This is a genomic window from Ruegeria sp. HU-ET01832, assembly GCF_040371315.1.
GTDB classification, from domain to species: Bacteria; Pseudomonadota; Alphaproteobacteria; order Rhodobacterales; family Rhodobacteraceae; genus Ruegeria; species Ruegeria lacuscaerulensis_A.
The window spans coordinates 173,439-194,458 of the sequence record NZ_BAABWL010000006.1 but is presented as its reverse complement, the minus strand read 5'-3'; the positions used below and the strand labels follow the sequence as shown (position 1 = coordinate 194,458).

General features: G+C 59.0%; 23 protein-coding genes and 1 other RNA gene. 17 read left to right on the top strand and 7 right to left on the bottom strand.

Annotated features, from left to right (window positions below):
- Positions 1–25 precede the first annotated feature (25 nt).
- Entirely contained in the window at positions 26–358 is a 333-nt protein-coding gene (locus ABWV79_RS18125; RefSeq protein WP_170352450.1) for a GYD domain-containing protein, read from the top strand.
- 9 nt (positions 359–367) lie between these two features.
- Here ABWV79_RS18125 and rnpB read toward each other — a convergent pair.
- From rnpB to gatC, 5 genes are all read right to left on the bottom strand, one after another.
- Positions 368–761, bottom strand: an RNA gene (rnpB, locus tag ABWV79_RS18120) — RNase P RNA component class A.
- A gap of 132 nt (positions 762–893) precedes the next feature.
- Entirely contained in the window at positions 894–1,595 is a 702-nt protein-coding gene (locus tag ABWV79_RS18115; RefSeq protein WP_353393710.1) for an N-acetylmuramoyl-L-alanine amidase, read from the bottom strand.
- Complete coding sequence (locus ABWV79_RS18110) at positions 1,546–2,256, bottom strand: hypothetical protein (protein ID WP_170352448.1); 711 nt, start codon at positions 2,254–2,256, stop codon at positions 1,546–1,548. The genes ABWV79_RS18115 and ABWV79_RS18110 overlap by 50 nt, the downstream gene beginning before the upstream one ends.
- 35 nt (positions 2,257–2,291) lie before the next feature.
- The gene (gene gatA, locus ABWV79_RS18105; RefSeq protein ID WP_170352447.1) at positions 2,292–3,779 is read right to left on the bottom strand and encodes an Asp-tRNA(Asn)/Glu-tRNA(Gln) amidotransferase subunit GatA; all 1,488 of its coding nucleotides are present in this window, start codon (positions 3,777–3,779) and stop codon (positions 2,292–2,294) included.
- Between the two features lie 3 nt (positions 3,780–3,782).
- On the bottom strand, positions 3,783–4,070 hold the full coding sequence (gene gatC, locus ABWV79_RS18100) for an Asp-tRNA(Asn)/Glu-tRNA(Gln) amidotransferase subunit GatC (protein WP_170325838.1): 288 nt from the start codon (positions 4,068–4,070) through the stop codon (positions 3,783–3,785).
- A gap of 225 nt (positions 4,071–4,295) precedes the next feature.
- Between gatC and ABWV79_RS18095 the strand changes: the two genes are divergently transcribed.
- Positions 4,296–4,454, top strand: coding sequence for a hypothetical protein (locus tag ABWV79_RS18095; RefSeq protein WP_170352446.1), 159 nt, complete (start codon positions 4,296–4,298; stop codon positions 4,452–4,454).
- 125 nt (positions 4,455–4,579) lie between these two features.
- Entirely contained in the window at positions 4,580–5,143 is a 564-nt protein-coding gene (locus ABWV79_RS18090; RefSeq protein ID WP_170352445.1) for a DUF4202 domain-containing protein, read from the top strand.
- On the opposite strand, the gene ABWV79_RS18085 is transcribed toward ABWV79_RS18090, so the two are convergent.
- Positions 5,140–5,790, bottom strand: coding sequence for a ceramidase domain-containing protein (locus ABWV79_RS18085; RefSeq protein WP_353393707.1), 651 nt, complete (start codon positions 5,788–5,790; stop codon positions 5,140–5,142). The two genes, ABWV79_RS18090 and ABWV79_RS18085, sit on opposite strands and share 4 nt — an antisense overlap.
- Positions 5,791–5,848: 58 nt before the next feature.
- On the opposite strand from ABWV79_RS18085, the gene ABWV79_RS18080 reads away from it, so the two are divergent.
- Both ABWV79_RS18080 and ABWV79_RS18075 read left to right on the top strand, forming a co-directional pair.
- Complete coding sequence (locus ABWV79_RS18080) at positions 5,849–6,541, top strand: metal-dependent hydrolase (RefSeq protein WP_353393705.1); 693 nt, start codon at positions 5,849–5,851, stop codon at positions 6,539–6,541.
- A 7-nt stretch (positions 6,542–6,548) separates the two neighbouring features.
- On the top strand, positions 6,549–7,526 hold the full coding sequence (locus tag ABWV79_RS18075) for an adenylate/guanylate cyclase domain-containing protein (RefSeq protein ID WP_353393703.1): 978 nt from the start codon (positions 6,549–6,551) through the stop codon (positions 7,524–7,526).
- Between the two features lie 13 nt (positions 7,527–7,539).
- Here the strand turns inward: ABWV79_RS18075 and ABWV79_RS18070 are convergent, their stop codons facing one another.
- Complete coding sequence (locus tag ABWV79_RS18070) at positions 7,540–7,995, bottom strand: nucleoside deaminase (RefSeq protein ID WP_353393701.1); 456 nt, start codon at positions 7,993–7,995, stop codon at positions 7,540–7,542.
- Between ABWV79_RS18070 and ABWV79_RS18065 the strand changes: the two genes are divergently transcribed.
- The 12 genes from ABWV79_RS18065 (at position 7,994) to ABWV79_RS18010 (ending at position 21,009) form a co-directional block, all read left to right on the top strand.
- Complete coding sequence (locus ABWV79_RS18065) at positions 7,994–8,866, top strand: pseudouridine synthase (protein WP_170352440.1); 873 nt, start codon at positions 7,994–7,996, stop codon at positions 8,864–8,866. The two genes, ABWV79_RS18070 and ABWV79_RS18065, sit on opposite strands and share 2 nt — an antisense overlap.
- Positions 8,867–9,041: 175 nt before the next feature.
- Entirely contained in the window at positions 9,042–9,956 is a 915-nt protein-coding gene (locus ABWV79_RS18060) for a 5-bromo-4-chloroindolyl phosphate hydrolysis family protein (RefSeq protein ID WP_353393699.1), read from the top strand.
- Between the two features lie 30 nt (positions 9,957–9,986).
- Positions 9,987–11,177, top strand: a complete 1,191-nt coding sequence (locus ABWV79_RS18055) for a toxic anion resistance protein (protein ID WP_353393697.1) — start codon at positions 9,987–9,989, stop codon at positions 11,175–11,177.
- 4 nt (positions 11,178–11,181) lie between these two features.
- Positions 11,182–12,138, top strand: coding sequence for a DUF2927 domain-containing protein (locus tag ABWV79_RS18050; RefSeq protein WP_170352437.1), 957 nt, complete (start codon positions 11,182–11,184; stop codon positions 12,136–12,138).
- A gap of 22 nt (positions 12,139–12,160) precedes the next feature.
- Positions 12,161–13,309 carry an SPFH domain-containing protein gene (locus ABWV79_RS18045; RefSeq protein ID WP_353393695.1) on the top strand — a complete coding sequence of 383 codons (1,149 nt, stop codon included), beginning with the start codon at positions 12,161–12,163 and terminating at the stop codon, positions 13,307–13,309.
- Between the two features lie 3 nt (positions 13,310–13,312).
- Positions 13,313–13,855, top strand: coding sequence for a hypothetical protein (locus ABWV79_RS18040; protein ID WP_170352435.1), 543 nt, complete (start codon positions 13,313–13,315; stop codon positions 13,853–13,855).
- On the top strand, positions 13,852–14,940 hold the full coding sequence (locus tag ABWV79_RS18035; RefSeq protein ID WP_353393693.1) for a TFIIB-type zinc finger domain-containing protein: 1,089 nt from the start codon (positions 13,852–13,854) through the stop codon (positions 14,938–14,940). Before ABWV79_RS18040 ends, ABWV79_RS18035 begins: the two co-directional genes overlap by 4 nt.
- An 89-nt stretch (positions 14,941–15,029) precedes the next feature.
- Positions 15,030–15,698, top strand: coding sequence for a nitroreductase (locus ABWV79_RS18030; RefSeq protein ID WP_353393691.1), 669 nt, complete (start codon positions 15,030–15,032; stop codon positions 15,696–15,698).
- A gap of 15 nt (positions 15,699–15,713) precedes the next feature.
- Positions 15,714–16,151 carry a D-aminoacyl-tRNA deacylase gene (gene dtd, locus ABWV79_RS18025; RefSeq protein ID WP_353393689.1) on the top strand — a complete coding sequence of 146 codons (438 nt, stop codon included), beginning with the start codon at positions 15,714–15,716 and terminating at the stop codon, positions 16,149–16,151.
- Positions 16,151–17,254, top strand: a complete 1,104-nt coding sequence (locus tag ABWV79_RS18020; RefSeq protein ID WP_353393687.1) for a DUF4147 domain-containing protein — start codon at positions 16,151–16,153, stop codon at positions 17,252–17,254. The genes dtd and ABWV79_RS18020 overlap by 1 nt, the downstream gene beginning before the upstream one ends.
- 51 nt (positions 17,255–17,305) lie before the next feature.
- Complete coding sequence (locus ABWV79_RS18015; RefSeq protein ID WP_353393685.1) at positions 17,306–19,297, top strand: CocE/NonD family hydrolase; 1,992 nt, start codon at positions 17,306–17,308, stop codon at positions 19,295–19,297.
- A gap of 125 nt (positions 19,298–19,422) precedes the next feature.
- A complete protein-coding gene (locus tag ABWV79_RS18010) occupies positions 19,423–21,009 on the top strand; it encodes an ABC transporter substrate-binding protein (protein ID WP_170753256.1) in 1,587 nt (528 codons plus the stop codon).
- Positions 21,010–21,020: the final 11 nt, after the last annotated feature.

Genomic DNA, 21,020 nt, shown 5'->3' with positions numbered 1-21,020 from the left:
CCCTTCATTTTTTCAGGAGGTAGACATGCCAATTTTCATTACATACGCCACTTATTCGCAGAACGGTGTCCGTGGGATGCTTAAGAAGCCGGCGGATCGGACGGGACCGGTGAAAGCTCTTTTAAAGAAAGTCGGAGGCAAGTTATTGGCTTTTTATGTGACAACTGGCGAAAACGACGTGGTTGTTATCAGCGAGGCACCGGACGGAACTGATGCGGTCGCCGTCGGCATGGCCGTCGCAGCCTCGGGCGCAGTTTCCAAGGTCGAGACTGTTCGCGCATGGAAGGCCAAGGATTTTGTCGCGATTCAGAAAAAAGCTGCCAAACTTGCCGGAGCCTATTCGCCCCCGGGCAAGTGAGCAGGGAATATGCGCGGAGGGCCTGTAAGCCGGATCTTGTTCCGGGGTTACCCCCTTCGATGACCATTCCTCTAGGCCGTGCATTGCTGCGCGGCTCAAGCTGCCAACCCGGTCCCTCTGGGCCAAGACAGGCTTAGCGGCGGTATCGGCGGGCGCCGACCGGCCCGCGCGGGGACCCTATTTGGCATTGCTCCCGGTGGGGCTTGCCGTGCCACCGCTGTTGCCAGCGGCGCGGTGGGCTCTTACCCCACCGTTTCACCCTTACCACACGCGTGTGGCGGTCTGATTTCTGTGGCGCTTTCCGTCGGGTTGCCCCGCCCGGGCGTTACCCGGCACCGTTGTCTTGTGGAGTCCGGACTTTCCTCTCGGGCCTTGCGACCCCAGCAGCCATCCGGCCCTCCGCGCATGGGCTGGGTAGGCTTTGGACCAGGCGGCGTCAAGGGTGGATTGGTTGGTAGAAGGGGCCAGCCCCTTCTTGGCCTACGGCCAATTCAACCCCGAGGTATTTTTGGCCAGATGAAGGACAGATCAGGTTCTAGGGGATAAGCGCGGCAAAATCGGCAGGGTGCAAAGGGCCTGTTGCACTTGGACGGTGACGCAGGCGCACAGTTGCCAGCAGCGTATCGTCGTCGGTTTGGGCAGTATAGCCTGCGGCGCGGGCAGCAGCGCGGAACGCCTCTTGTGTGAGGTTTTGCGGGCAATCGCCTGCGCCCGATTGGGCGGCAAGGGCTTGGTGTTCCAGCCGAGACCAAGGAAAGCGCGGGCCGGGGTCGATCTTGCGACCCGGAGCCATGTCGGAATGACCGAGCACGCCGGATGGCGGGATTTTCCAGCGCGACAAAATTGCGAGCAGAAGGGTTTCGAGTGTCGCCAGTTGCGGCTCGGAAAAGGGGTGGTCGCCGCGATTGTCCAGCTCGATCCCGATCGAGCGCGAGTTGATGTCAGTTTGGCCGCGCCACTCACCTGCCCCGGCGTGCCAGGCACGGTCTTCTTCGCGCACCATCTGCCAGAGCGTGCCGCCACAACCGATCAGGTAGTGGGCGGACACCTCGTATTGCGGGTCGCAGAGGCGATCCAACGCCGCCTGGGCGCTGTTCATTGCGGTATAGTGCAGAACGACCAGCGACGGCCCCAACCCGTCTCTGCGTGAGCCGAAATTGGGGGAAGGGTGCCAGATCGGATTCAGGTCAGTTGTTGACGGCACTGCGAAACGCGCTGGGGTTCCAGCCGCAGGCATACCCGTCTCCGTCTGGGTCCAACCCCTTACGGTCGCGCTGCGGGCCACCATTGGACAGGAACTCGATCTGTGCTTGATCCGCCGACGGGAATTTTGCGCAATTTCTTTGCGCCTTGGCCTGTAGGTTGAACCCTGCCCGACTATAGAGCTGCGTACCAACCGGATTTGAAGTGCTTAACGCGTATTGCACAATGTTGGGCTGTCCATCGGTGCCCCGCTGAGGGATCGCTGTTGGGGCAACCACCTCGTAGGTTTGACGATTCTGTTCGATCCGTGCCGCATCTGACTCGATGGAACGGCGGTCAGATACAGCCCCAAAATCCTGCTCATCCGAGATGGCGTTGTTGCTCGGAAGCTCTGTCGCAACCGGAGCGGTCAAAGGTGCACCAGAGGCAGAAGTACTAGCCAATGCCGCCGCAGTAGCAGAGGCCAGGTCTGCGTTGTCTCCCGATGGGGGCAGTGCTGTACCCGGCGCGCCAAGCGCCTGCTCTGACACGTCTACTGGGCCGACCAGAGGGTTGCCCGTGTAGCCTTGGCCAGCCAATTGGGCCTCACGCTGCGCCTGATAAGACGGTGTATTGAAGTCGGTCCCCTGGATTGGGGCCACCGTGTTGCAGGCGGCCACAAACCCGATTGCGGGGATCAGAAACGTAAATCGCATCCGGCTGCTCCGTGTTGTCTTGCCTGCGCCCAGACCTACCACCATTTGCCCGGCTTGGCCACAAACCCGGCGGCGTTTTCCAGCGCGTAGGCCGTGTTGAGCAGATCACCCTCTTCCCAAGGACGTCCGATCAACTGCAGACCCAACGGCAGACCCTGTGCGTCCAGACCTGCCGGGACAGAGACACCGGGCAGGCCCGCAAGGTTCACGGTGACGGTGAAGACGTCGTTCAGATACATCTGCACCGGATCGGCTTCGGTCATCTCACCCAGCCCAAACGACGCTGACGGGGTGGCGGGCGTCAGGATTGCGTCGACACCTGCGGCAAAGACGTCTTCGAAGTCTTTCTTGATCAGGGTACGTACGCGGCGGGCGCGGTTGTAGTAGGCATCGTAGAAGCCCGCCGACAGCACATAGGTGCCGACCATCACGCGGCGCTGAACTTCGTGACCGAAGCCTTCAGCGCGAGTTTTCTCGTACATTTCGGTGATGCCATCGCCCTGCGCCAGCGTGGCGCGGCGGCCATAGCGGACGCCGTCATAGCGCGCCAGATTCGAGGACGCCTCGGCCGGGGCAATCACATAGTACGCAGGCAGCGCGTATTTGGTGTGCGGCAGCGAGATATCGACGATCTCGGCCCCCGCAGCTTTCAGCATCTCAGCGCCATCTGCCCAGAGCTTTTCGATCTCGGCCGGCATACCGTCCATACGGTATTCCTTAGGGATGCCGATTTTCTTGCCCTTGATGTCGCCGGTCAGCATCGCCTCAAAGTTCGGCACAGCCAATTCGGCGCTGGTGGAATCCTTGGGGTCATGGCCGCACATGGTTTCCAGCATGATCGCCGCATCGCGCACGTTCTTGGTCATAGGACCGGCCTGATCCAGCGAGGACGCAAAGGCCACAATGCCCCAGCGAGAGCAACGGCCGTAGGTCGGCTTGATGCCGGTGATGCCGGTAAACGCGGCGGGCTGACGGATCGAACCGCCAGTGTCGGTGCCGGTTGCGGCCAGACACAGGTCAGCCGCCACAGCAGACGCCGAGCCTCCCGACGAGCCGCCAGGTGTCAGTTGCGCGTCGTCATTGCCGCGCCGCCACGGGCTGACCGCGTTTCCGTAAACCGAGGTTTCGTTGGACGAGCCCATGGCGAATTCGTCCATGTTCAACTTGCCCAGCATAACAGCCCCGGCGTCGGCCAATTGCTGAGACACGGTGGATTCGTATTCGGGCTTGAAGCCTTCCAGAATCTTCGAGGCGGCCTGCGAAGGCACGCCTTTGGTGCAGAACAGATCCTTGATGCCGATCGGCAGACCGCACATGGCAGGCGCATCGCCTTCCTTGATCCGGGCATCCGCCGTCTTGGCGCGTTCCAGCGCGATCTCGGGCGTCTTGTGGACAAAAGCGTTCAGCGCGTCAGCGTCATCAATCGCTTTCAAGCAGGCTTCGGTCAGCTCGACCGAGGTTACGTCACCCTTGCGCAGCGCGTCGCGGGCCTCGGCCAGGCCCAGTTTGTTCAGATCGCTCATGTCTTACTCCACCACTTTGGGGACTGCGAAAAAGCCCTCGCGCGCGTCGGGGGCGTTGGCCAGAACCTTGTCCTGCTGGTTTCCGTCGGTGACCACATCCTCGCGCCGTTTCAGGCGCATCGGCTCGACCGAGACCATGGGCTCGACACCTTCAACATCTACTTCGTTCAGTTGCTCGATGAACCCAAGGATGGTGTTGAATTCGGATGCCAGCGCGGGCAGCGCGTCATCCTCGACCTTGATCCGGGCCAGTTTGGCCACCTTGGCGGCGGTGCTTTGGTCAATCGACATCGGAAAACCTCATATGCGTTAGGTGGCGTTTACCTGTCTGCCGCCCCGGTCGCAAGAGCGGCAGGGGGCGGATTTACCCGCCTTTCGCCCCGGCGACCCAAGCCGACTGCAAATGAAGCATACCCGCCATGCAAAAAATAAACCGATTAGTTCACTTTGCCTCTTGAAAAACTAAACCGAACTGTTCATTTCATACTCACGGAAACGCACAATCGGAGTAAGACGATGAAAACGTTCATGACCGCCCTTGTACTGACCTCGACCCTTCTGGCAGCGCAGGCACAGGCATTCGGGCCGACCATGGGCAGCCTGACCCGCGACCTGACCTTCCCCGAAACGGTCTCGGAACCTGTCTCTCAAGATAAAACGAAGGTCGGTAAGTGATGTGACCCCCTTCGTCCGGGTCGGGTACTCCTCTCCCCGACCCGGATTTTATACAATCGCCTGCTGCGCTTAATCTGACGACACGCTAGGATGGACACAAAGTCAGCCATTCGACGGAGCACAAGATGAACCCGCGCAAACAAGCAGTTCTGGACGCGATTGACGCGGCCAACGCACAAGACCCCAATCTGGAAGATGGCCAACCTGCCGCCCTGCTCTACGGTCAGCGCATGACCGCCGAGTTGGACCGGCTGTTTCCAAACGCCTCGGACCCACTGCAAATCGCGGCGCGCGGTCAGCATGTGGAACGTTGGAAGCTTGCGCGCAGTGAATACCCCGAAGGTCGTGCGGGCTATCTGGCATGGCGCAAAGCGCAAGCGGTTCATCACGCCGAAGTCGTCGCCGGGTTGATGGAGCTTAGTGAATATGGCGCCGGCGACATCGAAGCGGCTGAGCGAATGCTGCGCAAACAGGGCATCAAGCGCGACGACGAGGTTCAGGCGCTGGAAGATGTGATCTGTTTCGTATTCCTAAAGTGGTATTTTGCACCCTTCGCCGCAAAGCACTCTGCCGAGAAAATCCAAAGCATCGTCGAAAAGACCGCCCGTAAGATGTCTGACGAGGGTCGCACGCGGGTATTGACGGAATTTGACCTACCCAAAGAGCTTGCCGCCGCTTTCGAAAACTAACGCAGACCTATCATGTGCCTGCGATAGACCTCGATCATCCAGCCCAGCATGGTCGCATTCAGGATGTGCCACATGAAATGTGTGCCCAACGGCAGGTGGCCGCAGATCGGCTCATCCAGCGCCCGGAATGTAATTGAGGCGATCAGGATTATCGCGCCAATGGCCAGCCCTTTGGCCGTTTCCGGAACGCGCGTGCGCAACAAGAAAGCGTAGATCAGGATCAGCAACGGGACCGGCGCATAGGCCGCTGACCCGCCGAGACCGGGCACGAGTTGGAACACAGGTATGGTCGCGGCTGCATACGGGATAAACAACGCCGTAACGATGGCCGCAAAAAGCGGACGCATCTGCCAGACATCACGATTGATCGCGAAAATGTAAACCAGAATATACAGCAGGATAGGCGCGACATCCGCCAGCGCCGCCCAGACTTGTGCATGTGTGTGGAACAGATAGCTGCCCACTCCGATCGCAACCAGAATCGCCACCAGAACCACGGCCAGCGGCATCCCCTGCCCCCGAATGCGCATCCACATAATCAACGCGGCAACCAGAAAGGCCGCGTTCGTGACCGCATTTATCGGCTCGGCCCAATAGGCGGGCGACAACCGTTCGCAATACCCGTCAATTTCCTGAAACCAGTCCATGAATTTTTACATAGCCGATGCTAGGTTAAAGCCAACAGACTGATTGGGAGGTTTTTTCATGAATATCATCTGGCTGGGTCACGGCAGCTTTCGCGTCGAGACCGAAGGGCAAGTGTTGCTGATCGACCCGTGGCTGACCGGAAACCCGGTTTTGCCCGAAGACCAGCACGACGCAGCCCTTGAGGGGGCAACTCACATCCTGTTGACGCACACACATTTCGACCATGTCGCGGATGTTGTGTCACTGGCCAAGCACCTTAAGGTTCCAGTCGTCGGCCAATACGATTTGATGGGGTATTGGAGCGAATCCGAAGGGATCGAAACCGTGGGCTTCAACAAAGGTGGCACGGTAAACCTGAACGGCGTGATGGTGTCGATGGTTCCCGCGTCGCACAGCTCGACCTTCTCTACGCCCGATGGTTTGCGCACCGGTGGCAGCGAAGTTGGGTTCATGATCGCGGGTAATGGGCACATGCTATATGTGTCTGGGGATACTGACATAATGGCCGACATGGACTGGATGGGCGACTACTACAAACCCGATATCGGCATCCTGTCGGCGGGCGGGCATTTCACCATGGATATGAAGGGGGCTACATACGCTGCCAAGCGGTATTTCAATTTCAAAACCGTGATTCCATGCCACTACAAAACATTCCCGATCCTGGAACAATCCGCGCAAATGCTGATCGACAGGCTGCCCGGCGTAAATGTGATCGAGCCCGTGGTGATGCAGCCGATCAAACTATAGCGCACGAATGAGCCAAGGCATCGTTCCTTCTCCCGAATTGATCGCCGTTGTCAGACGGTGGAACGATGCCGTACGCCTCAAGGACCGCGCGACCTTGGTCAATATGCTCTCGTCTTCTGAGCATCTGCGGTATCAAGGATCAGCGGAAAACGAAGAGTGGTCGGGGCAAGTTTTCCGCCGAGGGTTTGCCGATCACACGAAAGAAATCCCCGACTTTGAGTGGGATGAACACTCGCTGGAAGCGTTTGAATGCGGCAACGCGGGCTGGGCGCATTGCACCGCGACATTGACCTTTGCCTCGAATGGAAAGTCTGCATTTCACCGGTTTACATTTGTTTTGCATCTTGAGGACGGCGTTTGGAAAGTCGTGCAGGCGCATGTGTCCAATCCCACCTCGAACATGGAAAAAATCGGGATCGAGCACACTGCGCTGAACGCCCTGATCGACGCAGCGCGTCACGAATTTCAACATGATCAGACCGAAGGCACCGCTTCGGTCATGTTTACTGACATCGCGAATTCGTCGGTGATCACCCGGCGATTGGGTGATCGCAGATGGGCAGAGGTTATTGCGGACCATTTTGCCCTGACCTCGCAGATGATCGAGGCGAATCGCGGCCGGATGATCAAATCGCTTGGAGACGGAACCATGTCGATTTTCGCCTCTCCTCAAAATGCGTTAAGGGCGGCGATCGAAATCCAGAGCCGAAACGCGGCAGCAGCGTCCGACGCCCCATTTGGGCTGCGGATCGGCATTCACACCGGAGATGTCATACAGCGGAACGAGGATTTTTTCGGATCGGTCGTCAACAAGGCAGCCCGTGTCACCGATATCAGCGGGCCAAACGAAATTCACGTCACTGACGTAACGCGCCTTTTGGTCGGGGCAGAGGATAACTTAGTATTCAGACCACCTGCGTCAGTTTCGCTGAAAGGATTCGGCGGGCAGCAAGTTGTCTATCAACTGGATTGGTCTGAGAATTGAAGTAAAGATCAAGTTATTTTTGCTCTCTTTTTTCAGCAAAAAACCGGCGCAACAGATCTTCACACTCGGCCGCAGCAATACCGTCGAACACTTCGGGCTTGTGATGCGCTTGTGGATGCGAAAACACCCGCGCGCCATGCGCCACGCCGCCCGATTTGGGATCGGCTGCACCATAATACACCCGACGTATACGCGCAGCAGACAAGGCCGCAGCACACATCGCGCAGGGCTCCAACGTGACGTACAAGTCATGCTCGGGCAGACGTTCGGACCCAGCCTCGGCGCAGGCTACGCGCAAAGCGAGTATCTCGGCATGTGCAGTCGGGTCATTCAGTTCTCGTGTTCGGTTTCCCGCTGCCGCAACCACCCGGCCACCCTGCACAATGACGGCGCCCACGGGAACCTCGCCGCGTTCGGCCGCCGCGCGCGCCTGATCTATCGCGATATTCATGTAAGACCTGAATGCCATGCCCCTGACTGCATCAGAAACCTGTCTTTCGCAAGGCGGCGGGATGCGCTATGGGCTGCGGATGACACAAACCCCTCCTCCCGGCGACCGGATCGCCAAAGTGCTTGCCCGCGCGGGCGTCGCCTCGCGCCGTGAAGCCGAACGCATGATCGAAGCTGGTCGTGTGACCGTGAATGGCAAGGCCATCACCAGCCCCGCCCTGAACGTCACCGGCAAAGACAGGATCACCGTTGACGGCAAGCCGGTGTCCGAGCCCGAACCCTCGCGCCTTTGGCTGTATCACAAGCCCCCTGGTCTGGTGACGACGACGCGGGACGAAAAGGGCCGCGCGACGATCTTCGACAACCTGCCCGAGGACATGCCCCGAGTCATGAGCGTCGGGCGGTTGGACCTAAATTCCGAAGGGTTGCTGCTGTTAACCAATGATGGCGGCATCAAGCGCAAGCTGGAGCTGCCCTCGACCGGATGGCTGCGCAAATACCGCGTGCGGGTGAATGGCCGCCCCAAGGACGAGGATTTTGCCCCCTTGCGCAAAGGTCTGGTCATTGAAGGTGAGCGGTTTTTACCCATGGACGTCTCGCTGGACCGTCAACAGGGCGCGAACGCATGGCTGACCATCGGCTTGCGCGAAGGCAAGAACCGCGAAATTCGCCGCGCGATGGAGGATATCGGTTACGCCGTGAATCGCCTGCTGCGCGTATCCTATGGGCCGTTTCAACTGGGCAGCCTGAAGCCCGGCGAGGTCGAAGAAATTCGTCGCCGCGTGATGCGCGACCAATTGGGTTTGGACGCGGCCCCGGAAACGCAAGCCAAACCCAAGGCTCGACCGCAAAGAAAACGGGCACCGATCGGCAAGAAATCTCGCAAGTGACGCGGGTTAGGCAACCTTCCCCCTAGCGTACACGCCCCTCATGCCCTAAATTTTAGGTGAGGATCGTCTTTGGGGGGCATCATGTCCGGAACCGGAGTGCAGAAACTGGCCTACGCGGCCCTGGTGGTGCTGTTGTTTGGCGTTTGCACCGGCCTTCTGGGGGGCTTGTAGACGCATGGCCAAACGCTATGGCGGAAAATATAGCCCACACGGTGAAGCCGACCCGACCGAACAGCCGTCGCGTGGTCAGTTCGACGGCGCCCGGGTAGAACCTGCAGGTGCCCGCGCCAACATTCTGTTCATCCCTCCCATACCATTGGTGTTTCTGTCGCTGAACGATGGCGCACTTGGCATGACCATTGGCCTGATTGCAGCGGCGCTGCTGACCGGTGCGGCGTTTCTTCTGCGCGAGGGTCTGCGCGCCGAAGCGGCTTATAACGCCCGTCGAACGGCGCGACGGCCCGCTATTCCGCGCAAGATCTTTGCCAGTGTTCTCACGGGGCTTGGCACGGCGTTGGCGTCTTACAGAGTGGAATTTCTAGACGCAGCAGCGGCGTCAGACGCCGGTATCATCGCGCCTGTTCTGTTTGGCCTAGCAGCCGCGGCGCTGCATTCCGTGTCTTTCGGACTGGATCCGATGAAAGACAAGGGAATGGAGGGCATCGACACCTTTCAACAGGACCGCGTGGCCCGCGTGATCGAAGATGCCGAGACCAATCTGGCCGAGATGACGGATGCAATCAAACGCGCAGGCGACCGACAGATCGAGGCCCGCGTTGAACGATTTCAGGACACTGCGCGCGAGTTATTTCGTACGGTCGAAGAGGACCCGCGCGATCTCGCGGGTGCGCGCAAATACCTGACCGTCTATCTGCAAGGTGCACGTGATGCGACCGTCAAATTCTCGGATGTCTATGCCCGCACGCGGGACGCACAAGCCCTTGCCGGTTACTCGGAATTGCTAGACGATTTGGAGCAGAATTTCGCGGCTCGAACCCGCAAGATGCTATTGGATGACCGCAGTGATCTGACGGTTGAAATTGACGTGTTGCGCGAACGGTTGCAGCGCGAAGGCGTCCGGTTGGACTGACCGGCCACTATTGCAAGAGAGGATTTCCCCATGTCCGACGAAATCAAGAATAAGGCGGTCGAAGCCGAGACGATGGTGCAGGAAGTTACTGCAGTTGCCCTTCCCGACCCCACCGCCGAGGTCATCTCGCTGGAGGATGCCGACGAGCCTGTCAGTGCCGAAATTCGCAAGCGGATGGAAGAGATCGACATGGACAACACCAACTCGATCGTCGCGTTCGGATCTTCGGCGCAAGCCGAACTGCAGGAAATAAGCCAAGCCATGTTGGCCGACGTACGCAACAAGGATGTTGGACCAGCCGGAGACAGCCTGCGCAACATCGTGACCACCATTCGCGGTTTCTCGGTCAGCGAGCTGGACGTACGGCGCGAACGAAGCTGGTGGGAAAAACTAATGGGCCGCGCGGCGCCATTTGCCGAGTTCACCGCGCAATACGAACAAGTACAGGGCCAGATAGACCGCATTACTGACGATTTGTTGGCGCATGAGCATACGCTGCTGAAAGACATCAAATCGCTGGATATGCTCTATGAAAAGACGCTGGGTTTTTACGATGAGCTGGCGCTGTATATCGCGGCGGGTGAGGAAAAGCTGACCGAACTGGACAGCCACGATATTCCCGAAAAAGAGGCCGCCGTTCAGGCCGCCCCCGAAGATGATCAGGTCATGAAAGCGCAGGAATTGCGCGACCTGCGCGCCGCGCGGGATGATTTGGAACGCCGCGTGCATGACCTGAAACTGACCCGACAGGTGACGATGCAGTCGCTGCCCTCAATCCGCTTGGTACAGGAAAACGACAAGTCGCTGGTGACCAAGATCAATTCGACATTGGTGAACACCGTACCGCTGTGGGAAACCCAACTGGCGCAGGCGGTTACTATCCAGCGCAGTGCCGAGGCTGCCTCGGCCGTGCGTGAGGCCAACGACCTGACAAATGAGTTGCTGACCTCGAACGCGGCCAATCTGAGGCAGTCGAACAAGATGATCCGCGAAGAGATGGAGCGCGGCGTGTTCGACATCGAAGCTGTAAAACAGGCCAATGCTGATCTGATCGGAACGATCAATGAAAGCCTTGCTATTGCCGATGAGGGCAAAGCCAAACGTGCGGCCGCCGAAGAAGAGCTTCAGAAGATGGAGGCCGAGCTGCGCGACACGCTGGCCGCTGCCAAGGCCCGCAAGGACGGCATCGGCGACAATTCCGGCACCGCTGTTCCGGACTGATACGGTGGCAGGACTAAGGACACTCAGATATGCGTTGGGGTGCGTTGCGCTTTGGGCCTTGGCCAGTTGCGACGAAACCCTGACCGCGTCTGCAGTGCCTGAACCCCGCCCTGCGCCGGCAACGCCCGCGCCCAACGCATATGTCGCGCCCTCGGCCGCCAGTCAGGATCTTGCGCGGTTTTACCAGCGGGTCGAGCGCGATCTGGTCACGCGCGGCCTGCTGCGCACAGATGGCGGGGGGCCAGATACGCCCTACGACGCCAGCGACCTTGAGCGCAATTTCGACGTGATTGCGTTTTACAACGAGTATCCCGACCACGCCGTCACCGCGACGACGTACAGCACCGAGGGGCAACTCAGCCGCTGGACCACCCCGGTTCGTGTCCAAATTGAGTTTGCGCCCACCGTGGAACCACAGTTGCGCGAACAGGATACCGCTCAGGTCAACGCCTACACCGAAAGGTTAGCGAGACTTACCAGCCACCCGATTTCTGTCGTCACAAGAAAACCGAATTTTCATGTCTTTTTTGCGGGCAAAGACGACAGCGCATACGTGGTGTCACGCCTCAAGGAGCTCGCGCCGGGGATCAGCCAACCGGTCATTGAACTGGTCGCAAACCCTCGGGCCAATATTGATTGCTTTGTAATTGCGTCCCCTACTAACCGGGCGCCGAACCAGTTCGTGCGGGCCGTGGTACTCATCCGAACGGAATTGCCGGACCTGCTGCGCCGCAGTTGCATCCATGAAGAAATGGCGCAGGGTCTTGGCCTGTCCAACGACAGTCCGGCCGCACGGCCTTCGATCTTTAACGACGATGACGAGTTTGCTCTGCTGACCAGCCATGACGAGAAACTGCTTTCAATGCTTTACGATCCGCGCCTGCAACCGGGCGTGACGGCACAGGATGCCCGCCCCGTGGTGCGGATACTGGCACGTGAATTGATGGGCCAGCCGCTATAGGCCCAAGGATAAGGAGGCCCCAATGGGTATTTTCGATTTTCTGACCGGAGAATTCATCGACGTCATTCACTGGGTCGACGACACCCGTGACACAATGGTCTGGCGGTTCGAGCGTGAAGGCCATGCGATCAAATACGGTGCCAAGCTGACCGTGCGCGAAGGTCAGGCCGCCGTTTTTGTGCATGAAGGGCAACTGGCGGATGTGTTCACGCCGGGCCTTTATATGCTTGAAACCAACAACATGCCGATCCTGACGACCTTGCAGCATTGGGATCACGGTTTTCAGTCTCCATTCAAATCCGAGGTCTATTTCGTCAACACGACCCGATTCAACGATCTGAAATGGGGCACCAAGAACCCGATCATGCTGCGCGATCCCGAATTTGGGCCAACCCGCATTCGGGCCTTTGGCACCTATACGGTGCGGGTGAAGGATGCCGCGAAGTTTCTGGTCGAGATCGTCGGCACCGATGGCGAATTCACCATGGATGAGATCAGCTTTCAGATCCGCAACATCATCGTGCAGGAATTCAGCCGCGTGATTGCGGGATCGGGCATTCCGGTTCTGGACATGGCGGCCAACACCGCCGATCTAGGCAAACTGATCGCGGCTGAGGTCTCGCCCGTGCTGGATGGGTACGGGTTGGAGATGCCTGAGTTTTACATCGAAAACATCTCATTGCCGCCGGCGGTCGAGGCGGCGCTGGATAAGCGCACATCGATGGGTCTGGCCGGTGATTTGGGCAAGTTCACCCAGTATTCTGCAGCCGAGGCGATGACCGCAGCCGCCAACAACCCCGGTCAGGGCGGTGGCATGGGCGCCGGTCTTGGTATGGGCATGGGAATGGCGATGGCGCAGCAGATGGCGAACATGGCAGCGGGTCAACCGAGCGGCCCGTGGGGCAGCTCCGCCCCCGCTGCCCCGCAAACAGTTGCACATGCGGCACCGCCGCCCCCGCCTCCGGTTGAGCATGTTTGGCATATCGCCGTCGACGGGCAGACCAGCGGGCCGTTTTCCAAGGCCAAGGTGGGCCGAATGGCCACTGACGGAGAGCTAACCCGTGACACCCATGTCTGGACCGCCGGTCAGGACGGCTGGAAAAAGGCGGGCGAGGTGCAGGAACTGGCACAGCTGTTCACCATCCTGCCGCCACCGCCGCCGGGGGCGTAATCGGTGGCCGACGTCAAGGCGGAGTCTCCGTATTCTCAGCGCGATCTGGGATGTGCGGTGAAACTGTCTGCGCTGTTGGGCTGGGTGGGCGTTATCGGCGTACCGTTGTTTGCCAGCCTGAGCCGTGAAGCTCTGGACGTGGACTCTGTGTTCCTTGTGTTTTGGTACGCGTTGTTTGGCCTGCCAATATCGTTTTTTATTTGCTGGCTGTTGGTCAAACCCTTTCTGCGCTTCATGATGCGCCGCCGGATCAATTATATACGTGCGGCCATTTGGGGCGCAGGGATTGCGGTAAACCTCATCGCCATTCGACTGACCTTCAGGTTCTTTAGAAGCTGGCTAATGTCGCAGGATCCTAAAAGCACATCCAGCTATGGCGACGGGACTGACACCATCTCGATCAACGGTGTCTACACCGACTATGGTTGGTGGGTATTTGCAAAGAACTCTCTGAATTTCGTCGCAATCTGCATCCTCTCGGCCTTGGTTGTTCGTTTGATAATTGGCCCCGGGAGCAGCGCCACGAACACAGAGGCCAAGCTATGACAGAAGAACACCGTTTCCCCTGTGACCAATGCGGCGCAGATTACCGTTTCAACCCGGGCGATGGCACTTTGACCTGCGACCATTGCGGCCATTCGGAACCCATCGGCGCAGGTCCGTGGGGCGGGGCCAGCCTGAAAGAGCTGGATTTCGACACCGCCATCGCCGACCGGCTGCCCGATACCGAGATCGAGGAAACGCGCGTTCTTTCTTGTCCCAATTGTGCGGCCCAGGTCGAATTCGACCCAGCCACCCATGCCGCAGAATGCCCATTCTGCGCCACGCCCGTGGTGACGGATACCGGAGTCAACCGGCACATCAAGCCGCGCGGCGTGCTGCCTTTTGCGCTGGATGAGCGGGCTGCGCATAAGGCGATGGGCGATTGGTTGGGCCGGCTGTGGTTTGCGCCTAACGGGCTCAAGGACTATGCCCGCAAGGGCCGGAAAATGCAGGGTATCTATGTGCCCTACTGGACATTTGATGCCAACACCCAGTCCAGCTACCGAGGTGAGCGCGGCACGGTCTATTACGAAACCCGCACTGTCATGCGCGATGGCAAGCGGGTGCAACAGCAGGTTCCCAAAGTGCGATGGTCGCCCAAATCCGGGCGGGTGGCGCGTTTCTTTGACGATGTGCTGGTGCTGGCCTCTCGGTCCTTGCCCAAAACCTATACCGACGCGTTGGAGCCTTGGGATCTGCCTGCGCTGGAACCCTATCAGCCCGAATATCTGGCCGGGTTCCGGGCCGAGGCGTACTCGGTCGAGCTGAAGGAAGGTTATTCCGAGGCGCGCGGCCATATGGCCCGCGTGATCGAGCGGGACGTGCGCTTTGATATTGGCGGCGACCGTCAGCGCATACACGCGATTGATACCGATGTGCGGAATGTCACCTTCAAACACATCCTGTTGCCCGTCTGGATGGCGGCCTACAAGTATCGCGGCCAGACCTATCGGTTCGTGGTGAATGGCCGCACGGGACGGGTACAGGGCGAACGCCCATGGTCTGCTATCAAGATCACCATCGCCGTTGCGCTTGGTTTGCTGGTTGCCGCGGGGGTTGGCTATCTGATCGCGACCGGTCAGCAATAGACAGACACACTACCCGCCGGATAACTGCTTGAACATCCTTTGGTCAGACGCCATCCTGCGCGTCGTCAACGCCGAGGGGAGAGGCCAGTGTGACGCTATCCGAATTGAACAAATTGCTGGACGAGCGCCATTCCTGTCGCGCTTTTCGCCCTGATCCGATTCCAAAAGACCAGATCGAGCAAATACTGACAAGCGCGGCACGTGTGCCAAGTTGGTGCAACGCACAGCCATGGGATGTTATCGTTACCAGCGGTGCCCAAACCGATACCTTCCGAAAAGCGCTACAAGAAGAGGCGACCACTGGCGCGCCTGCGCCTGATCTGCCCTTTCCGACGTCATATTCTGGCGTTTACAAGGACCGTCGCCGCGAATGTGGATGGGCTTTATACGAAGCGGTGGGTGTTGAACGCGGAGACCGATCCGCCTCCGCAAAACAGATGATGCAGAACTTTACCCTTTTCGGTGCGCCTCATTGCGCGATTGTGTCCAGCCCAGCCGAGCTGGGCCCATATGGTGCAATGGATTGCGGCGGTTTTGTCACCGCTTTTACGCTGGCGGCGCAGGCTGTGGGCGTGGCGACCATCCCGCAGGCAGCCGTGGCCAGCTACGGCCCATTCCTGCACCGGTATTTCAACATCCCTGACGACCGGCTGATCCTTTGCGCAATTTCCTTCGGCTATGCGGATTCAGAGCATCCGGCAAATGGATTTCGTACAACACGCGCTGCACCAAGTGAATTTATCACCTGGGCCGATTAACTAAAGGAGCAGCACTTGCGGGCCGTTTTACAAAGAGTTTCCAAAGCCAAGGTCAGCGTAGATGGTGTTGTCGTTGGGCGGACCGGTCCCGGCCTGATGATTCTGGTTTGTGCCATGCAGGGCGATGACTTGGTTAAAGCAGAGCAGTTGGCGACCAAAATCGCAAAACTGCGAATTTTCAAGGACGACGCCGGCAAGATGAATCGGTCGGTTCAGGATATTGGGGGCTCGGCGCTTGTGATCAGCCAGTTCACGCTGGCGGCAGATACGACACGGGGAAACCGGCCAGGTTTCTCAGAAGCTGCCCCGCCTGAGATTGGCAAGCACCTGTACGAAGAATTCGCGCGCTTTCTGGACGCGCAAGGCATATCTGTCGAAACCGGGCAATTCGGTGCGGATATGGCCGTGGAACTGGTAAATGACGGGCCGGTCACAATCTGGGTGGAGAACTGATGAATCAAACGCAAAAGGCAATACGCATCTGGCAAGCAGGCGTGGATGCCGTTGGCGGCCACGCCGCAACGCAGACAGCCCTTGGTGATATCCCAGCGCCCGACCAAATTCTGGCAGTGGGAAAACCTGCAGCGGCAATGGCCCTCGCCGCGCTTGAGCATTTCGGCCCGGTGCCAACCCTTGTCGTCACCAAGGACGATCACGGACGGGGCCTGCCTGATCATGTAACGGTGATCGAGGCGTCTCATCCTGTTCCTGACGCGCGCAGTCTGGACGGTGGGCGTGCGCTGCGACAAACCGTGGAAGGAATGGGAGCTTCGTCGCACCTGCTACTGCTCGTGTCAGGCGGCGCATCATCGCTGGCGGAAGATCTGGTACCGGGCCAGACGCTGGATGATCTTGAGCGATTGAACAAACGACTTTTGTCCCAAGGGCTTGATATCACTGCGATGAATGTCGAACGTCGCAAGATATCCCGGATCAAGGGGGCCGGATTGCTGTCCCATTTCAAGGGGCGCAAAGCAACGGTTCTGGCGATCTCGGATGTGCCTGGGGATGATCTGAATGTCATCGGCTCAGGGATTGGAGCGCTACCCGATACCCGTGATTTCGAAGCATCGGCACAGATTGTGGCCTCAAACGCCCACGCCCGTGCGGCCGCTGTCCGACAAGCCGAAATCGAAGGCGCAGCGGTATTTGCCGATGAAGAAGCTTTGCACGACGATTTTCTTGCCGTGGCAGCGACCCTAGGCCCACGCCTGCGCGACATGCCAAAGGGAGTTATGATCTTTGGAGGCGAGCCGACGGTTGTTCTGCCGGACGATCCGGGACGCGGCGGGCGGAATCAGGCGCTGGCGCTGGCATTGGCCAAGGAAATCGCTGGCGTCGAAGGGCTGACGGTGGTCGTAGGCGGCACTGACGGCACCGACGGTCCGACGCAGGCGGCAGGCGGTATTGTCGATGGAACCACTTGGGCAGACGGCGCAGAGCAAGCGCTGCAGAATGCCGACAGCGGCACTTACCTTGAGCGTGCAGATGCTTTGTTGGTGACCGGCCCCACCGGAACAAACGTGATGGATCTGCTTGTCGCAATTCGCTCTTGAATTGACGATTTTTATCTCACCCTAAACGCACAAGACCACGAGACTGATCCGATGACTCATCCCTCCAATGCGCTGCGCGAGATCGAAGACCTGCCAGATATCGGTATTCACATGCCAGATGGGTGCCGCCTGTCTGCCCGCGTTTGGCGACCGGTGGATGCGCAGGACGATCCTGTCCCCGCCATTCTGGAGTTCCTGCCTTACCGCAAACGCGACGGCACCGCGACGCGCGATGCCCTGACACATCCTTGGTTCGCTAAGCGCGGTTACGCCTGCATCCGGGTCGATATGCGCGGCAATGGCGACAGCGAAGGGCTGATGGAGGACGAGTACACCCAACAAGAGTTGGACGACGCCGTCTCGACGATCCGGTGGCTGGCCGACCAACCCTGGTGCACGGGTCAAGTTGGGATGATGGGGATCAGCTGGGGCGGTTTCAATTCGTTGCAGGTCGCTGCAATGCAGCCCGAGGCCCTAAAGGCGATCATCACCCTCTGCTCAACCGCAGACCGCTATGCCGACGACATCCACTACAAGGGTGGTTGCCTGCTGAACGAAAACCTCGGCTGGGGGGCAACAATGTGGTCGTATTCGTCACGCGCTCCTGATCCGGCACTGCGCCCGAACTGGCGCGAACTATGGCTGGATCGACTGGAAAATGAACCATTCCTGCCGTCGGTCTGGCTACGGCATCAGACTCGGGATGCCTATTGGCAGCACGGCTCGGTCTGCGAGGATTTCGGTGCTATCCGGGCCGCAACCCTTGCCGTCGGAGGATGGGGTGACGCCTATAAAAACACTGTTCCTCTGCTGGTCGAACAACTTGACGCCCCAGCCAAAGGGATCGTGGGACCATGGGTGCACAAGTATCCGCATTTCGCGATCCCCGAGCCCCGGATTGGGTTCCTGCAAGAGGCGCTGCGCTGGTGGGACCACTGGTTAAAAGGCCGAAATACCGGAGTGGACCAGGACCCGGATTACCGTGCCTATCTTATGGACGGCGTTCGCCCGCAACGGTGGTACACCGAACGTCCCGGCCGCTGGATCGCTGAAGAAAAGGGCGCGACCACGCACTTGCCTGTTCAGACGTTGGCGCTGACCGAGGACGGGTTGGGCGCGTCAGGCGCGTTGGACGCTCGCATCCGGTCGCCGCACACCTGCGGGATGGAAGGCGGCGAGTATTGCGCCATCTGGCTCGGCCCGGACATGCCCGGTGATCAGCGGGGGGATGACGCGCTGTCTGCTTGTTTCGACGGCGCAGTACTGTCCGATGATTTGGACATCGTTGGCGCACCTCGGCTACGGCTTCGCGTCAGCGCTGACAAACCACAAGCACAGATTGCCGTGCGTCTGAACCACGTGCACCCCGACGGTGCGTCGACGCGTATCACCTATGGGGTCCTTAATCTGTCACACCGAGACAGCCACGCGACCCCGTCTGCCCTGACACCCAACGTACCCTTCGAGATAGAATTAGACCTCGACCATATCGCGTACCGCGTTCCCAAAGGGCACCATTTGCGTGTCGCAATCTCAAGCGCTTACTGGCCGCTGATCTGGCCCTCGCCCGAGGCGACCGAGCTTCATATGACCAATGGTGAGATCGATATCCCTCTTCGCCCGTCATCCGGGGACGAATGGGTGTTCGAACCCGCCGATTCTGAAACCCCTCGCGATGTCGACACTCTGCGTGCAGACAGCAACAAACGCCGTGTAGAAACAGACATGAACACGGGCGAAACGCACTTGATCATCGAAGATGATTTTGGGTTGATCACAGATAAACACCACGGTCCGACACACGGGGGCACGGCCACTGAAAAATGGTCTATTCACCCCGAAGATCCACTTTCAGCGCGCGGTCAATGTGTTTGGACACAGGAAATGCGCCGGGATGACATTCACCTGCGCACCGTGACCACTTGTGAAATGTGGTCGGATATCAACACCTTTTACCTGAAAGCCAAACTGACCGCCTATGAGGAAGGGACAGAGGTTTTTTCAAAGGAAACGGAGGATTCGATCCCGCGCGAGCAGATGTGACTCAGTGCGATGCAAATGTATGACAATAAAACTTGCCCGGTGGGCAAAAATCAGCCAACTTTGACTCATGCGTCAATAAAAAGCCCGCGCAAGGGCTGGAATCCAATCAACTGGGAGATCTTTGGATGAACGAACAACTCACTCACATGACCAAACAGGTCACAGCCGGGAAACTGACCCGCCGCGAATTTATGGGAAAAGCGGCGGCATTGGGTGTTTCGGCAGCGATGGCCAGCACCATGTTTGCAGATGCAGCTCGCGCAGCGGGACCAAAAAAGGGCGGCGATCTTAAGCTGGGCCTTCAGGGCGGCGAATCCACCAACTCGCTTGACCCGGCAACCTATGCCAGCTCGGTTCCGTTCGCGAACGGCAAGCAGTTCGGTGACACGCTGGTCGAGGTCGCGCCCGATGGCTCGATCGAGCCACGCGTCGCCGAAAGCGTTGAAGGCAGCGCGGACGCTAAGGTTTGGACTTTCAAATTGCGCCAAGGCGTGGAATTCCACAATGGCAAGACCATGACCAGCGAAGACGTGCTGAAAACCATGGAGCGCCATTCGAACGAAGACTCCAAGTCCGGTGCTCTGGGCATCATGAAGGGCATCGAGTCCATGAAGGCCGATGGCGAGTATTTCCAGGTCACACTGACCGAAGCGAATGCCGACCTTCCCTATTTGCTGGCCGACTACCACCTGATCATCCAGCCAGACGGCGGCATGGACAACCCCGGCGCCGGTATCGGCACCGGCCCCTACCAACTGGAGGTCGACGAGCCCGGCGTACGCCATGTGTTCAAGAAATTTGCCAACCACTGGAACAGTGATTTTGGCAACTTCGACAGCGTCGAAGTGGTTGTAATCAACGACGCAACCGCCCGTACAGCCGCATTGCAGTCGGGCCAGGTTCACGCGATCAACCGGGTCGAGCCCAAAGTGGCAGACCTGCTGGGCCGCGCACCCAACCTGACAGTGCATTCAACAGCTGGTCGTGGACACTATGTGTTCATCATGCATTGCGACACCGCACCGTTCGACAACAACGAACTGCGTCTGGCACTGAAATATGCGATCAACCGTCAGGAACTGGTCGACAAGGTTCTTCGTGGTTATGGCTCGATCGGGAACGACATGCCGATCAACGCGGCATATCCTCTGTTCGATGGCTCGATCCCACAGCGTGAATTCAGCATCGAAAAAGCCGCCGAGCACTATAAGAAGTCCGGCCATGACGGATCGCCCATCATCTTGCGCGTCGCAGATGGTGCATTCCCGGGTGCCGTGGATGCCGCCGCTCTGTTCCAGCAGACCGCCGCTCAGGCCGGCATCCCGCTGGAAATCAAGCGTGAGCCCAACGATGGCTACTGGTCCGAAGTATGGAACGTTCAGCCCTTCTGCGCCTCGTATTGGGGTGGCCGTCCGGTTCAGGATCAGATGTACGCGACCGCGTATCTGTCGACCGCTGACTGGAACGACACGCGGTTCAAGGTTGCCAGCTTTGACGAAATGTTGTTCCAGGCCCGTGCCGAGCTGGACAATGACAAGCGCAAGAACATCTACAGCCAGATGGGCCAGATGGTCCGCGACGAAGGCGGCCTGATCTGCCCGATGTTCAACGACTTTGTCGAAGGCGTCAGCAACCAGCTGGAAGGTTGGGAGACCGACCCGACCCAAGAGCTGATGAACGGCCAGATGTCTCGTAAGATGTGGTTCGCCTGATACGGATCACG

Coding starts and splice junctions, on each gene's coding strand:
- ABWV79_RS18125 (WP_170352450.1), top strand. CDS start 26: ATGCCAATTTTCATTACATACGCCACTTATTCGCAGAACGGTGTCCGT.
- ABWV79_RS18115 (WP_353393710.1), bottom strand. CDS start 1,595: ATGCCTGCGGCTGGAACCCCAGCGCGTTTCGCAGTGCCGTCAACAACT.
- ABWV79_RS18110 (WP_170352448.1), bottom strand. CDS start 2,256: ATGCGATTTACGTTTCTGATCCCCGCAATCGGGTTTGTGGCCGCCTGC.
- gatA (WP_170352447.1), bottom strand. CDS start 3,779: ATGAGCGATCTGAACAAACTGGGCCTGGCCGAGGCCCGCGACGCGCTG.
- gatC (WP_170325838.1), bottom strand. CDS start 4,070: ATGTCGATTGACCAAAGCACCGCCGCCAAGGTGGCCAAACTGGCCCGG.
- ABWV79_RS18095 (WP_170352446.1), top strand. CDS start 4,296: ATGAAAACGTTCATGACCGCCCTTGTACTGACCTCGACCCTTCTGGCA.
- ABWV79_RS18090 (WP_170352445.1), top strand. CDS start 4,580: ATGAACCCGCGCAAACAAGCAGTTCTGGACGCGATTGACGCGGCCAAC.
- ABWV79_RS18085 (WP_353393707.1), bottom strand. CDS start 5,790: ATGGACTGGTTTCAGGAAATTGACGGGTATTGCGAACGGTTGTCGCCC.
- ABWV79_RS18080 (WP_353393705.1), top strand. CDS start 5,849: ATGAATATCATCTGGCTGGGTCACGGCAGCTTTCGCGTCGAGACCGAA.
- ABWV79_RS18075 (WP_353393703.1), top strand. CDS start 6,549: ATGAGCCAAGGCATCGTTCCTTCTCCCGAATTGATCGCCGTTGTCAGA.
- ABWV79_RS18065 (WP_170352440.1), top strand. CDS start 7,994: ATGCCCCTGACTGCATCAGAAACCTGTCTTTCGCAAGGCGGCGGGATG.
- ABWV79_RS18070 (WP_353393701.1), bottom strand. CDS start 7,995: ATGGCATTCAGGTCTTACATGAATATCGCGATAGATCAGGCGCGCGCG.
- ABWV79_RS18060 (WP_353393699.1), top strand. CDS start 9,042: ATGGCCAAACGCTATGGCGGAAAATATAGCCCACACGGTGAAGCCGAC.
- ABWV79_RS18055 (WP_353393697.1), top strand. CDS start 9,987: ATGTCCGACGAAATCAAGAATAAGGCGGTCGAAGCCGAGACGATGGTG.
- ABWV79_RS18045 (WP_353393695.1), top strand. CDS start 12,161: ATGGGTATTTTCGATTTTCTGACCGGAGAATTCATCGACGTCATTCAC.
- ABWV79_RS18035 (WP_353393693.1), top strand. CDS start 13,852: ATGACAGAAGAACACCGTTTCCCCTGTGACCAATGCGGCGCAGATTAC.
- ABWV79_RS18020 (WP_353393687.1), top strand. CDS start 16,151: ATGAATCAAACGCAAAAGGCAATACGCATCTGGCAAGCAGGCGTGGAT.
- ABWV79_RS18015 (WP_353393685.1), top strand. CDS start 17,306: ATGACTCATCCCTCCAATGCGCTGCGCGAGATCGAAGACCTGCCAGAT.
- ABWV79_RS18010 (WP_170753256.1), top strand. CDS start 19,423: ATGAACGAACAACTCACTCACATGACCAAACAGGTCACAGCCGGGAAA.